The organism is Mariniluteicoccus endophyticus (genome assembly GCF_054780035.1).
In genome coordinates this window covers 14,705-28,582 of the sequence record NZ_BAAGXC010000027.1, presented here as the reverse complement: position 1 = coordinate 28,582, position 13,878 = coordinate 14,705, and the positions used below count along the sequence as shown (strand labels likewise).

Below are 13,878 nucleotides of genomic sequence, written 5' to 3'. Positions count from 1 at the left end.
CTCAATCGACACGGTCCTCGCAACTCCCCAAAACTCGAGGTGTTGCGAGGACCGTTAGAACCCGCACGATCCCGGGGCCTGCGCATTTCCCGAGCCGTAACGGAACGTTCCTCGATTCGTCGTGCGCGGCACCGCGGCTTGGCCCGGCAGCGGGGTCCATGCGGCGCATGGGCTGACAGACCGGGGGAGTGACCGTGGTCGTCGTCGCCACGGCGTACGGACTGGACCAAGCTCCCGCTGACCGCGCGGACCGCCGTGGTCGCCACGGTCTACGACATCGGCTTCGCGCTGCCCGACCTGACCGGCGGCCCGTCGGACCTGTGGGTCACCGCCGGTGCGGTGATCTGCGGCGCGCGGTTTGCCGGGTCGATCGCCGCCGCCTTCGCCCAGAGCGTCGGGGCGGCGCCGCAGCGGAGAGCAGGTCTGAGCGGTCCCCCCGATGCAACAGGCCGGAACCCCACCCAGGGGGTGTTGGCTCCGGCCTGCTTTGACCGCCTCGTGACGGCGGCTCAGATGTCGAGCGTCGTCTTCTGTGGGAACTCGCCGCGCGCGTGCTCGGCGATGCGCTTCATCATCCAGCCGTCGAGACCGCCGCCGATGACGCCGCCGGCCAGCGGGATGGCCTTGCCGAAGCGCGTCAGGGCCTTCTCGCCCACCGAGCGCATCAGGCGGAAGCCGACGGCCTTGTTGATGACCATCAGCGCCGACTTCGGCATGTTCTTCACCGCGACCGACAGCACGCGGCCGCCGCCGATCGGGCCGAGGGGTACGCCGGCCTTGGCCATGACGTCCTCGGCCTTCGAGCCGACGAGGGTCAGCAGGACGGCGGAGCGGATGCGCGGGTCGTTGATGTCGTAGCCGCGCAGGTGGGCGATGGCGCCGACCATGCGGGTGGCCTGGACATAGAACTCGAGCACGTTGGCGGGGATGGCCACGGGCATGGTGACGAACCCGCCGAGGCTGGTCACGAAGCCGCCGACGGCGCCGGAGCGCACGTGCTGTCCAGCCACCTTGTCGATGGCCTCCTCGCGGTCACCCTTGGCCACCTTCAGGGCCTTCTCGGCGAGCTCCGCCGAGCCCTCGAAGGGGCCGCGGCCCTTCAGTCCGAGGCTGAGGATGTTCTCGATGAACTTCGTGATCGCGTCGTCGTTGGCCTCGAGGTCGTTGGCCTCGTCGAGGGCGGAGCGAGCGACGCCCACTTCCTGCTTCTTCGGCTTGAACATGTCGAACAGTCCCACGGGGGCCTCCTTGTCGTCGTCCGGTGTGGACGTGGGCCTCCATCGTGACAGATGTCGACAAAACTTCTCGCACCGGGGACTTCCCCGCGAGGTTGCTCATGGTCAACATCGCGCCGTGACCTGGACCACATCTCCGGCCGCACCATGCGCGCCCGCCGCCTCTCCGCCTGGTGCGGCGGCCGCCCTGACCGCCACCTCTCTCATCGCTCGGCAGCCACGACCCCGGTGCCGGTAAAGCTGGACCGGGTGCCGCGTACCTTCGCCGTCGACCAACCCCTGAAGGTTTGTGCACGAATCAGGGTCAGTGCAGGAGCAGACCCACGGTGTGGATCACCAAGCCGGCGAGGGCGCCGACCACGGTGCCGTTGATGCGGATGAACTGCAGGTCGCGGCCGACGTACAGCTCGATGCGCCGGCTCGCCGACTCGGCGTCCCACGACTCCACGGTGTGGGAGATGACCGTGGCGATCTCCGACCCGTAGGTGGTCACCATGAACGCCACGACGTCCTCGACCCGTTTCTCGAGCCCGGTGCGCAGCGCCTCGTCGCTCGCCAGGCTCTGCCCGAGCTCGGCCAGCCATGCGTCACCGCGCGTCCACAGCGACGAGTCGCGCTCGTCGATGGCGCCCTCGAGCGAGGCGCGGACCGACGCCCACAGGCTCGCGACCGTCGCGCCGACCGAATCGTGGTCCAAGACGCGTTCCTTGAGGGCCTCGGCGCGCTTCATCACCGACGAATCGTTCTGGAGGTCCTCGGCGAGCGTGGCGAGCATGTCGTCGAGGGCGACGCGGGCGGGGTGGTGGGGCTGGTCGCGCACGGCCATCGCCCACTGCAGCGCCTGCTTATAACCCCAGTCGACGACGCGGCGGTCTACCCAGCCGGGGCTCCACGCGGGCGCGCGCTCGCCGACGACGGCCTGGAACTTCTCGGGGTGGCGCTCGAGCCAGCTCACGAGCTCGCCGGCGCCGAGGTCGACCAACCCCTTGTGAGAGCGGTCAGCAACGATTCCCTCGAGGAAGGCGCCGGCGATGGGTGACAGGGGTTCGCGCTTGAGCCTCGGCAGGACCGACTCGGTCACCACCGCGCGGATGGAGTCGTCGTCGACGCGGTCGAGGGCGATGCGGGCGATGCGGGTGAGCTCGGCCAGGACGCGGGTACGGTGGGCCTCGTCCTCGAGCCAGGTCGCAAGGCGGGTGCCGAGGTGGGCCGCGCGGAACCGTTCCCGGAAGATCTCTTCGGTGAGGAAGTTCGTGGTGACGAACTGCTGCAACGATCGGCCGAGCTCGTCCTTGCGGCGCTTGATGAGTGCCGTGTGGGGGATGGGGATGCCCAGCGGGTGACGGAACAGCGCGGTGACGGCGAACCAGTCGGCGAGCGCGCCGACCATCGCCGCCTCGGCGGCCGCCGACACGAATCCCAGCGGGCTCCACGGGTCGGCCTGCAGTGTAAGTGCCCAGATCAGCGCGGCCGCCACCAACAGCGACGTCGCGACGATCCGCATCCGCCTGAGTCCCTCGCGGCGCTCCGCGTCGCCCGGTGCGTCGACCAGCATCATGCTCACCCCTCGAGTCTGCCAGCGCGGGACGAGGAACCCGTTCAGGGTGATCCCCGGTGTTCCCCCAGGACTGGCGCGAAGGCCTCGTGCCAGTCGTGGTCACCGGCAAGGATTCGGGTGTGAGCGTCCTCCGGCGAGATTCCGCACCTCATGCGTGCCGAATCATCGAAAATTTTGCCCCAGTGGGCCGGATCCGGCCCATTCGACCCAACTTCACGATGATTCGGCACGGCTCCCGGTCTGGCGACCGGTTTGTGACTAACCGGTCAGTCACATACGATTCGTGCGTGACAGTGACCTCCCGGCGCCGCGACGCCGAGCGCACCACCAATGACCTGCTGGCCGCCGCCGAGCACGAGTTCGCGGAGCACGGGTACGCAAGGGCGCGCGTCGACCGCATCGCCGCACGCGCGGGCGTGACGAAGGGTCTGATCTTCCAGCGGTTCGGCGACAAGGCCGGTCTCTACCGGGCGATGTTCGACGCGGTGAACGAGCGGTGGAAGCCCACCGACGACGAGCTGCGCGGCCTTTTGCGCGCCGACACGCGCGAGGAGTTCGTGGCCACCATCGAGCGCCTCGTGCAGCTGTCGATCGAGTTCCTCGTCGCCGAGCCGCACGCGGCACGTGTCGTGCTGTGGGAGATCGCCTCCGGCTGGGCGACGCTGTGCGACCACGACCCCGCCGAGGCCATGACGGAGCCGATCCGTGACTTCCTGGCCCGCGCCGACCGCTCGGGCTTCCTGCGTGCCGACCTGCCGTCGGAGGCCCAGCTCGGTCTGGTCACGCAGGTCCCGATGGTCATGAGCGCCATGCGCATGGACATCTCCGCCCCCGGCATGAGGGCCTTCATAACCGACTTCATCGTCGCCGGACTCGTCGTCCCGGCCTGAACCACGCATACCGAGGAATCAGAATGCTGCAGCTCACCAAGCTCTCCATGGCCAACCGGGCCCTGGTCTCATTGATCTGCTTGGCCATCGTCGGGTTCGGCTTCGTGTCGACGACGTCGCTGAAGCAGGAGCTCATCCCGTCGCTCACGCTGCCGGGTGCGTCCGTCGTCACCTCATACGCAGGTGCCACGCCGCAGACGATCGAGCGGGACGTCACCAAACCCATCGAGGACGCAGTGAAGGGCGTGCCGGGTGTCACGAAGGTGACGTCGGTGTCGGCGGCGAACGTGTCGCAGGTCCAGGTCGAGTGGAACTACGGCGAGGACGTGCAGCAGATGGAGGCGAAGGTCCGCTCGGAGGTCGAGCAGATCAAGGCCACGCTCCCAGAGGACACGACGCCGCGCGTGATGGTCGGCTCGTTCGACGACATGCCGATCCTCATGCTGGCGGTGACGTCGACGAAGGACCCGACCCAGCTGGCGTCGGACCTGAACAGCATCGCGGTGCCGCGCATCTCGGCGCTCAAGGGCGTCCGCTCGGCTGTCGTCACGGGTGAGAACACCCGCCAGGTGACGATCACGGCACGCCAGGCCGACCTCGACAAGTACACCGTCGACCTGTCCCAGCTCCAGCAGATCCTGCAGGCCTACAAGATGCAGGTGCCCGCCGGCGAGATCCAGGCCGACGGGCGGACCATCAACATCCAGGTCGGCGAGACGCTCAACTCGGTCGAGGCGGTCGCCAACCTGCGCCTGCAGGGCAAGGACGGCCCCGTCGCCCTCAAGGACGTCGCCGACGTCGCCGAGGTGCCCGTCGAGGCCACGTCCATCGGCCGCGTGAACGGCAAGCCCGCGCTGTCGCTGATGATCACCAAGACCTCCGACGCCAACACCGTGACCGTCGCCGATAAGGTCAAGGAGGTCCTGCCCACGCTCGAGAAGCAGCTCGGTGGGTCCACGAACTTCCGCACCGTCTTCGACCAGGCGCCGTTCATCACCCAGTCGATCCACGACCTCGCCGTCGAGGGCGGTCTCGGTCTGGTCATGGCCGTGCTCGTCATCCTCGCGTTCTTGTGGTCGGTGCGCGCCACGATCATCACGGCGATCTCGATCCCGTTGTCGCTGCTGATCGCGATGATCGGCCTCTACTCCGGCGGGTTCACGCTGAACCTGCTGACGCTGTCGGCGCTGACCATCGCCATCGGCCGCGTCGTCGACGACTCCATCGTGGTCATCGAGAACATCGAGCGCCACAAGGAGCTCGGCGGGGAATTCGGCGTCGCCACGATCATCGACTCCGTACGCGAGGTCGCCGGCGCCATCACCGCCTCCACCATCACCACGGTCGCCGTGTTCGCGCCGATCGCGCTGGTCGGCGGCCAGACCGGTGAGCTGTTCCGCCCGTTCGCGCTGACGGTCACCATGGCGTTGATGGCCTCGCTGGTCGTCGCGTTGACCATCGTGCCGGTGCTCGCGTACTGGTTCATGAAGCCGGGCCGCAGGGCGCGCGCGAAGGCCGCCGCCGACCCCGATGCGACGGCCAAGCGCGAGTCGCACGAGTCGAAGGAGACGTGGCTGCAGCGCGCGTACCTGCCGTTCCTCAGGGTCTCGCTGAGGCACCCGCTGGTGACCCTGCTGGTCGCGGTGCTGCTGTTCGGCGGCACGATGGCCGCCGCGACCACCCTCAAGACCGACTTCATGGGCAACATGGGTCAGAACACTCTGCAGGTCTCCCAGAAGCTGCCGGCGGGGACGAGCCTGACCGAGACCGACGTCGCCGCTAAGAAAGTCGAAGAGGTGCTGGGTCGCAACCCGCAGGTCGAGACCTACCAGGCGAGCATCGGCGGCAGCCAGATGGCCGCCATGCTCGGCGGCGTCTCCGGCACGAACGAGGCCAGCTATTCGGTGACGCTCAAGGACGGCTCCGACACCAAGGCCGTCCAGGCCTCGCTCGAGGCCGAGATGGCGAAGCTCGGCGACTCGGTCGGCGAGGTCGAGTTCCCCGCCGGCGGTGGCATGGGCCAGTCCTCGACGGTCGACGTGTCGATCCAGGGCCAGGACGAGGAGGACCTCGCCCGCGCCGCCGACCAGGTCATCGCGCTGATGAACCGCACGCCGGGCCTGTCGCAGGCCAAGTCCGACCTGACGGAGCAGCAGAGCGTGCTTCAGGTCAACGTGCGCGCCGAGGACGCAGCGCGGCTCGGCATGAACCAGGGCACCGTCGGCCAGGCCGCGACGCAGGCCATCAAGGGTCAGAAGCTCGGCACGGTCACCATCGACCGGCGTACGCAGGACCTCATGCTGCGCTCGCGGTCGGTGAAGACGAAGGAGGAGCTGGAGAACCTCGTCCTGCCAGTCACCCAGAAGCAGGACGCCGACGCGAAGCAGGCGATCTCCGACGAGATGACCGCTGAGCAGGAGGCCAAGCAGGACGAGCAGATGGCCAAGTCGGAGGAGCAGCTGGCCGAGCAGCGCGACAAGACCCAGAAGTCGCGTACGGACCTGGCCAAACAGATCTCCGACATGCAGGACCAGCTGCGTCAGGCCGAGTCGGCGGCTGCCGCGCCGCAGCCGACCATGCCGACGAACCCGACGGAGCTGCAGCGCATGCAGGCCCAGCAGGCCGCCGCGCAGGCGGCGGCCCAGGCCGAGGCGCAGAAGAAGCAGGTCACCCAGCTGCGCGAGCAGGTCACCAAGATGCAGGAGCAGCTCTCCGACGTCGACGAGTCGCTGTCGAAGCTGAACGAGCAGGAGGCCGACCTGGCGAAGAACCGCCGGGACGCGGCCGCCACGAAGGCCAAGCAGGAGGCGGCGAAGAACGCCAAGGGTGCCCCCGTGCAGCTCAAGCAGGTCGCCGACGTGGTCGAGGTGAAGACGCCGTCGTCGGTCCGCCGCACCGACGGCGTACGCACGGTCGTCGTGTCGGGCGTGCCCGCCGCCGGTGACCTGGGCGGCACCACCGCCGCGCTGAAGAAGGGTGTCGACGAGCTGCAGCTGCCGTCGGGCACGATCGCGACCATCGGTGGCGTGTCGGCCGACCAGGAGGAGGCGTTCGCCCAGCTCGGGCTGGCGATGCTCGTGGCGATCGCGATCGTCTACATGGTGATGGTGGCCCAGTTCAAGTCGCTCATCCAGCCGCTGATCCTCATGGTGTCGGTGCCGTTCGCGGCCACCGGCGCGGTGGGGCTGCTGCTGGCGACGAACACGTCGCTGGGCCTGCCCGCGATGATCGGCCTGCTGATGCTGATCGGCATCGTGGTCACCAACGCCATCGTGCTCATCGACCTGGTGAACCACTACCGCAACGAGGGCGCCAGCATCGACGACGCCCTGCTCCACGGTGCCCGACTCAGGCTCCGGCCCATCGTGATGACCGCCATGGCGACGGTCATGGCGCTCACCCCGATGGCGCTCGGCCTCACCGGTGGTGGCGTGTTCATCTCCCAGTCGCTGGCCATCGTCGTCATCGGCGGCCTGGTCTCTTCGACGCTGCTGACGCTGATCCTCGTGCCCGTGCTGTACGAGCTGGTGGAGAAGTTCCGCGAGCGGATGGGTACGCGGGGTGCGCCCCCGCAGGAACCCAACGACGGTCTCGCAGTGCTGGACCAGCCCACGACCTGACCCGCGCCCTCGTCGACGCCGCCGGGCGGTGGGCCCCGCGCTGAACCGTGCGCCCCTATCGTCGCCCGCATGAGTTCTCGGTCGCAGCGATGGTTGGAGCGACACCTCGAGGCGATCCGACGCGACGGGCGGACCGAGGTCGTGGCCGGACGCCTGAGGTCGGGGCTCCTGTTCGTGGCCAGCGTGTTCTTCTCGCTCCCGTGCGTCGGGTTGATCGTGACGATCCCCGAGTGGCGCGCGGTCGTTTTCGGTCTCGTGGGAACGCTCTTCGGCTCCGCAGCGCTCCTGTTCGGCAAGCGGCTGGTGTGGCCGCCTCGGGTCGTGGTCGACCGCGACGGGATCCGCTTCAGCTGTCTGGGGCAACCCGAGCAACTCCTGTGGTCCGAGATCATCGCCGTCTGGGGTGTCAATTTCCGCCACAACAGCCACACGATGGTCCAGCCGATCCCGGAGGCGTGGCAGCGGCTGAGGGCCCACCGGCGTACGCGGGCGTACTTGTCGGGGCGGGGGATCCGGCTGCCCGAGGCGCGCAGCGCCAGCGACCCGGTGGCCCTCCTTCAGGTGGTCCGGGCCGAGAACGAGCCGCAGACATGATCCATGGCCCCGTTCCTGCCCTGTCCAGGCAGACGGGAGCACGTCGAACGTTTCCGTCGGAGGGCGAGACCCACATCCGAACCGCGACCTCCCCTCGCCGCGGGATCGCGGTCTGGTGGTGGTGTCGTGCTCTTCCGCGCACCGCCGCGCGATGAAGCACCTGGGCGGCGGTATCGCGCGACGCGGCCCCGCGCAGCACGTGGCATCAAGACAGCGCCGCCGGGTCCGAGGAAGCCGGGCACCAGAGCTGACCCGCCGGTTCAGCCCTCCCGCGTGCCCTGGTGGAAGCGCTGCCGCCAGTTGCCGGAGACGCGTACCCACAGCGACGTGCGCAGCGCCGAGTCGTCGCCGCTCACCGAGCGCCACAGCAGCAGCATCTCGTCAGCGCCCAGAGGCGTGCAGCGGATGACGTCACACTCGACGGGCTGGGCCAGCGGGCCGATCTCGGCGAGCATCTCGGCCCGGGTCCACAGCCGGCCGGACGCGCCGATCTCGTACCAGTCGTCGTGGAGCAGCGCGGCGACCTCGCCGCGGTCGGAGCGCACCTCATCGGTCAGCAGCGACTTCTCCAGCGAGATCACGAGGTCGCGGTCGGAACCGGGGAACAGGTCGTCGTCGGCCGGGTCGGCGGTCGCCTCGCCGGTGAACAACAGCTCCTGCTGCTCGGCCTCTTCGTCGTCGGGGTCGTCGGTGAACAGGTCGGGGTCGCGCTGCATCGCGCCCACGGTCGCCACGGGGTGGTCGACCGACGAGTCGGCGAAGCCTGGCCCGCGCTCAGGGTCCTTGCCCTGCTGGTACGCCAGCGCCACGTTCCGCGCACGGTGGTCGGCGGCCTCGTTCATGGCATGGCCGGCGTGGCCCTTGACCCACTCGAACGTGACCTCGCGACCCTGCATGGCCTCGTCGAGGGCCTTGACCAGCTCGACGTTCATGACGGGCTTGCCGTCGGCCTTCTTCCAGCCCTTGCGCTTCCAGCCGGGCGTCCACTTCGAGATGACGTTGATCGCGTACTGGCTGTCGCACAGCACGTGCAGCGGCTCGTCGAGATGCGCCGTCTGCTGCAGCAGGTCGAGCACCGCCATGAGCTCGCCCATGTTGTTGGTGCCGTGCTTCCAGCCGCCGGCGGCCCAGCACCCGTCGTCGACATACCAGGCCCAGCCCGCCGGCCCGGGGTTGCCGAGGGCGGATCCGTCTGCAGCTGCGGTGATCACGGGCCGATCCTAACGGCCATGCCCCGTGTGCCGTCGGAGCAAGGGAGCGGCGATCAGGTGAGGCGGCGGCGCGTACGCTTCGGGCGCTCGGAGATGGGCCGGGCGAGGAAGGTGCCGAGCGAGGTCCCGGCGGCGAGCCCGAGTCCGACGCCGGCCGCGTTGAGCAGCATCATGATGCCTGCGACGGTGTCCGACGCCGTGCCGGCCTCGGTCATCAGCAGGGTGCCGCGATAGACCATCGAGCCGGGCATGAGCGGGACGATGCCGGCGGTGATGAGCGCCAGCGAGGGGACCTTCAGTCGACCGGCGATGGTCGTGGCGATGACGGCTGCGACGAGCGAGCCGATGGCGCTGGAGCCGACGGGGCCGAACGTGAGCAGGGTGCCGGCCATGTACATGAGCCAGCCGACGAGCCCCATGCCCGCGCACAGCACGACCGTCCGCGGCCCGGCGTGGCAGCCGACGGCGAACGCCGCCGAGATGACGACGGCGCCGATGAGTTGTCCCGGCACTGGTCCGAGCACCGGCGCCCCGGCGCCGAGGTAGACCGTCAGCCCGAACGACTTGCCCAGTCGGAGCACGGCGATCAGGCCCGCGACTATGCCGAGGGTGAGCATGACGACCTCGAAGGCGCGTGCCGACGCGGTCACGTAATAACCGTCGATCGAGTCCTGTGCGGCGCCGACGGTCGACATGCCGGCGAGGAGCAGCACGATCCCCGCGGCGACGATGAGCGTGGGTCTGGTCTCGGCGAGCCATGAGACGCCCCGGCCCTGCAGCCACTCGACCAGCAGGGTGAGGCTGGTGGGGATGGCGGCGCCGACGGCCTGGCAGAAGAACGTCGGCAGGTCCTTCGACGACAGGAAGTCGAGGGTCAGGTGAACCAGACACGACGACAGGAACGCCAGCACGGTCACCAGGGCGGTGGCGCCGAAGAGCTGGCAGACGCCGGCTGCCACGACACCGGAGGAGCCCACGACGACCCAGCGCCGGTAGGGGCGCTGGACACGGCGTACGCGCCGCAGCTCTCGTTCAGCGTCGTCGAGGTCGAGGCGTCCGGTCTCGATGGCGTGGGCGAGGTCGTAGGCCTTCTGCAGCCGCGAGTAGTCGACGGTGCGGGAGCGGATCACGCGCAACGTGGTGAGCGGTTCGCGCTCGGCGCGGTGCCACGACAGGGAGATGGAGGTGAAGGTGACGTCGACCTGGACGGCGCGCAGGGCGTACGCGCGGGCGATCTTGCGCACGGTGACGGTGACGTCGTTGGCCGACGCCCCGGTGGACAGGAGGATGTCGGAGACCTCCATGGCCAGCTCGAGGACGCGCAGCGCCTTCTTCGACTCGGTGTCCTCGTGCGCGTACTCGGGGATGATCTCGGTGGGCTCGGGTGTCACGAGCCCGCGCATGCGAGCCGCGGTGCGGTGGCGCCAGCCGAGGGCCGACGGTCGGCGCGGGGTGCTGCGGGGCATGGCGTCCACGGTGCCCGGCCGACGCGCCGGAATCAACCCGTCCGGCGCGTCGTGGGCGGGTCGGCAGCGCCCACGACATGTCGGATCGATGGGCAGAGTTGGCGCCGCCAGGTACAACGCGGCCATGGAGAGTTCCTGGTCGCTACTGCAGACCAACGTGCTCGACCAGCGGCGATGGGCGACCTGCAGGACCTTCGCCCCGCCATCGTCGTCTGGATCGAGCGGCAATACCAACGCGAGTGAGCCCAGGCCGCCCTCGGCGGCTTGACGCCCATCGAGTTCGGGACCACGCTAGCCGAGCCGCTCACACTCGCGGCCTAAACCGAACCCGTCACCGATCCCTTCCTCACGCCCATTCGTCGGCAAGGGGTGCGGGCCGGTTCCTCGACATCCACGTTTCGAATCATCGGCGATGAAGTCTTGACAAGAGTTCTCCAAGAACCCATGGTTGAACAACCTGAGAACGATCTCACATGACGTGGAGGATCCATGAGTGAAGAACCCCGCACTGCACCTGGTCAGGGTGTCGTGGGCATGCAGCCGACCATGGAGTCGGACGTCCGAGAGGCCGCCAGTGGACAGACCCTGAAAGATGTCCGGGCTTTTGTGAGGGAAGCACTGAGGCCCACCACGAAGGTGATCTACCTCGTGGGCTGCGGTGGCTCCCTGTTCATGTTCAGTGCGATGCGCTTCCTGCTGGAACAGTCTGAGATCCCCACCGTTGTGCTCAACTCTCAGGAGTTCGTGGCACGGGCTCCCCGTCTGGTCGGCCCGGACTCCATCGTGATCGCCTCGAGCACGTTCGGTGGCACGCAGGAAACCGCTGGTGCGATCGAGTGGGCGCAGTCCAAGGGTGCTCCGGTCCTCCTGGTTTCCGCACTCGCCGACAGCGTGTGCGGCCGTGCCGCGGAGACGGTCGTCTCCCACACCGGTGTCGAGGCCAAGCAGGTCCTGCTCGCCGTCATCGCGTACGAGCTGCTTGCTGCCCAAGGCGTGTGCCCCGATGCCCAAAAGCGCATTGCCGGCCTTGCCGCCTCAGGAGCCGCCTTCCGTGAGGTGAACGAGGCGTTCGACGAAAAGTTCAAGTCTGCCGCCAAGGCCATCAGCGACCAGGGCTGCGTCTACGTCCTGGCCTCCGGTCCGAACGAGGGTGCCGCACAGACGTTCGCCGCCTGTTATCTGCAGGAGATGCAGAACCAGGATGCCGTCGCGATCGGGGCCAACGACTTCCTGCACGGCACCTTCGAGGTCATCGACGGTAAGACCCCCGTCGTGATGTTCGTCGGCGAGGACCAGACCGAGGACATCGCCCGACGCGCCAAGACCTTCCTCGACCGCTACAACCCCGAGTCGCAGATCTTCGACTCCCGCGACTTCCCCCTCACCGGGGTGGCCGCGGAGGACCGGGCGGTCGTTGGGTCGTTGATCTACAACAGCTCGCTGATCGCGCGTCTGGCCCAGTGCGTGGAGGAGACCAGCGGCCGCCCGCTGCTCGGTCGTCGCTACATGTGGAAGGTCGAATACTGATGGAGGACGTGCTCTGCGTGGGCGACAACATCATCGACAGGTACCTCGATGAGGGCCTCATGTGTCCCGGCGGGAACTGCCTCAATGTGGCGGTCCAGGCGGCACGACTCGGTGCTGAGGTCGCCTACGTAGGTTCCGTCGGAGATGACGTCGAGGGTGCGTGGGTGCTCGGGGCAGCGAGGGATGAGGGTGTGGACGTGTCCCGCGTCGTCACCCGTCAGGGGCGCACCGGGTACGCCGACATCACGCGGACCGACGGGGAACGTCTCTTCGGCGATTTCGACCGCGGCGTCAGCCGCTTCCGGCCCGAGCCGGGGTGGGTCGGTGAACTGCCGGCGGCGCGCATCCTCCATACGAGCTATTCGTCCGGACTGGAGGACGAGGTGGAGGAACTTCGCCGACACGCAGAGGTGTCGTTCGACTTCGACACTCACATCGGCGACGCGTACTGCCTGCGCCTGCTTCCCCACGTGAGGCACGCCTTCTTCTCCGGCAGTGCGACCTCACAGCAGGCAGCCGCGGAGTTCGTCCGCAGCGTCGTTGCTGGGGGCGCACTGAGCGCCACGGTCACGCGCGGTGCCGAAGGAGCGGTCCATGCCACCGCCGGCGGTGTCTTCACCGCTTCGGCGCATCCCGTGCAAGTCCGCGACACCCTCGGCGCAGGCGATGCTTACATCGCCGGCGTACTCGTGGGCCTTGTTCGCCGCGAGGATCCGGAGGCCTATCTCGCCCGCGCCGCCGAGGTGGCGGCAGGAGTGTGCGGTTCGCTGGGCGGCTTCGGACACAGCCGTTCCCTGCGGGAGCCAGCCGTCTGATCCCACGAGAGACAGACCCCTCATCTGTAGCCCAAACAAGACAAAGGAGTCAGCAATGAAGACGAAATTCCAGTTCCTGACGGCAGCCACCGTGCTGAGTCTGGCGATGGCAGGGTGCGGCGGAGGAGCGCCCTCCCCGCAGACGGGCGGGACAACCGCCCCCGGTTCGGCGGCGCCGTCCGTGGCACTCGACCCCGAGGTGGCCAAGCTTGTTCCGGAGAAGTACAAGGGTGGCGCCAAGGTGGCCGTCTTCGGCGACTGGGCCCCTGAGGAGTACGTCGAGAACAATGAGGTCAAGGGATGGGCCGTCGACATGGCCAAGGTCATCTCTGCCAAGTCCGGCGTGCAATTCGACTACCAGCCCTCCGGCTTCGATGCCATCCTCCCGGGGCTCGGCAACGGCCGCTATGACCTGGCCGTGGCATCGCTCGGCGTCACTGACGAGCGCATGAAGTCGATCGACTTCGTACCGCTGCAGAAGGATGGCACTGCCTTCGCTTGGAAGAAGGGCAACGACGCGGTAAAGGTGACCGCGGCCGAGGACGCGTGTGGACGAAGCGTCGCCGTCCTCACCGGAGCCTGGGAGTACCAGTACCTCACCGAGAACAACGAGAAGCTGTGCCGCGGCAACCCGATGAACGTCCAGCAGTTCAAGGACCAGCCTGCGGCAGAGATGGCCGTCAACTCCGGCCGCGTCGATCTCGTCGCCGCAGGTTCGGGCAAGCTCGCGTACGCCGCGAAGCAGTCCGGCCAGTTGGAGGTCTCGTCCCTGCTGGTGGACGCAGCGTACAACGGTCTCGGCCTGCCGAAGAACAGCGAATTCGGTCCCGCCGTGCGTGCTGCCGTGCAGTCGATGATCGACGACGGCACCTATAAGAAGATCCGACAGGACTGGGGAGTCTCTAACCAGGGCGACCTGGACAAGGGGCTGCTCATGACCGAGAAGAACCCCCAGGGCTGAC

General features: G+C 68.4%; 10 protein-coding genes and 1 pseudogene. 7 read left to right on the top strand and 4 right to left on the bottom strand.

Annotation, left to right across the window (positions count from 1 at the left end; translation table 11 throughout):
* Nucleotides 1-509: 509 nt before the first annotated feature.
* Both ACYVGD_RS13440 and ACYVGD_RS13435 read right to left on the bottom strand, forming a co-directional pair.
* Complete coding sequence (locus ACYVGD_RS13440; protein WP_460744287.1) at nt 510-1,238, bottom strand: EcsC family protein; 729 nt, start codon at nt 1,236-1,238, stop codon at nt 510-512.
* 301 nt (nt 1,239-1,539) lie between these two features.
* Nucleotides 1,540-2,793, bottom strand: coding sequence for a DUF445 domain-containing protein (locus tag ACYVGD_RS13435; RefSeq protein WP_460744288.1), 1,254 nt, complete (start codon nt 2,791-2,793; stop codon nt 1,540-1,542).
* Nucleotides 2,794-3,080: 287 nt separating this feature from the next.
* Here ACYVGD_RS13435 and ACYVGD_RS13430 point away from each other — a divergent pair, with 287 nt between their 5' ends.
* The 3 genes from ACYVGD_RS13430 to ACYVGD_RS13420 all read left to right on the top strand — a co-directional run bounded on the left by ACYVGD_RS13430 (nt 3,081) and on the right by ACYVGD_RS13420 (nt 7,897).
* Nucleotides 3,081-3,683 carry a TetR/AcrR family transcriptional regulator gene (locus ACYVGD_RS13430; protein WP_460744286.1) on the top strand — a complete coding sequence of 201 codons (603 nt, stop codon included), beginning with the start codon at nt 3,081-3,083 and terminating at the stop codon, nt 3,681-3,683.
* Nucleotides 3,684-3,706: 23 nt separating this feature from the next.
* A complete protein-coding gene (locus ACYVGD_RS13425) occupies nt 3,707-7,303 on the top strand; it encodes an efflux RND transporter permease subunit (protein WP_460744285.1) in 3,597 nt (1,198 codons plus the stop codon).
* Nucleotides 7,304-7,372: 69 nt separating this feature from the next.
* On the top strand, nt 7,373-7,897 hold the full coding sequence (locus ACYVGD_RS13420) for a hypothetical protein (RefSeq protein ID WP_460744284.1): 525 nt from the start codon (nt 7,373-7,375) through the stop codon (nt 7,895-7,897).
* A gap of 260 nt (nt 7,898-8,157) precedes the next feature.
* On the opposite strand, the gene ACYVGD_RS13415 is transcribed toward ACYVGD_RS13420, so the two are convergent.
* Together ACYVGD_RS13415 and ACYVGD_RS13410 are read right to left on the bottom strand one after the other, a co-directional pair.
* Nucleotides 8,158-9,108: an RNase H family protein gene (locus ACYVGD_RS13415; protein WP_460744283.1), complete on the bottom strand. Its 951-nt coding sequence runs from the start codon at nt 9,106-9,108 to the stop codon at nt 8,158-8,160.
* Nucleotides 9,109-9,161: 53 nt separating this feature from the next.
* Nucleotides 9,162-10,574, bottom strand: a complete 1,413-nt coding sequence (locus ACYVGD_RS13410; RefSeq protein ID WP_460744282.1) for a threonine/serine exporter family protein — start codon at nt 10,572-10,574, stop codon at nt 9,162-9,164.
* An 82-nt stretch (nt 10,575-10,656) separates the two neighbouring features.
* On the opposite strand from ACYVGD_RS13410, the pseudogene ACYVGD_RS13405 reads away from it, so the two are divergent.
* The 4 genes and pseudogenes from ACYVGD_RS13405 to ACYVGD_RS13390 form a co-directional block, all read left to right on the top strand.
* Nucleotides 10,657-10,895 (top strand): annotated as a pseudogene (locus ACYVGD_RS13405) (hypothetical protein); the annotation flags it as partial.
* A gap of 168 nt (nt 10,896-11,063) precedes the next feature.
* Nucleotides 11,064-12,101 carry an SIS domain-containing protein gene (locus ACYVGD_RS13400; RefSeq protein WP_460744281.1) on the top strand — a complete coding sequence of 346 codons (1,038 nt, stop codon included), beginning with the start codon at nt 11,064-11,066 and terminating at the stop codon, nt 12,099-12,101.
* Nucleotides 12,101-12,916, top strand: a complete 816-nt coding sequence (locus tag ACYVGD_RS13395) for a PfkB family carbohydrate kinase (protein WP_460744280.1) — start codon at nt 12,101-12,103, stop codon at nt 12,914-12,916. Before ACYVGD_RS13400 ends, ACYVGD_RS13395 begins: the two co-directional genes overlap by 1 nt.
* A gap of 55 nt (nt 12,917-12,971) precedes the next feature.
* Nucleotides 12,972-13,877, top strand: coding sequence for a transporter substrate-binding domain-containing protein (locus tag ACYVGD_RS13390; RefSeq protein WP_460744279.1), 906 nt, complete (start codon nt 12,972-12,974; stop codon nt 13,875-13,877).
* Nucleotide 13,878: the final 1 nt, after the last annotated feature.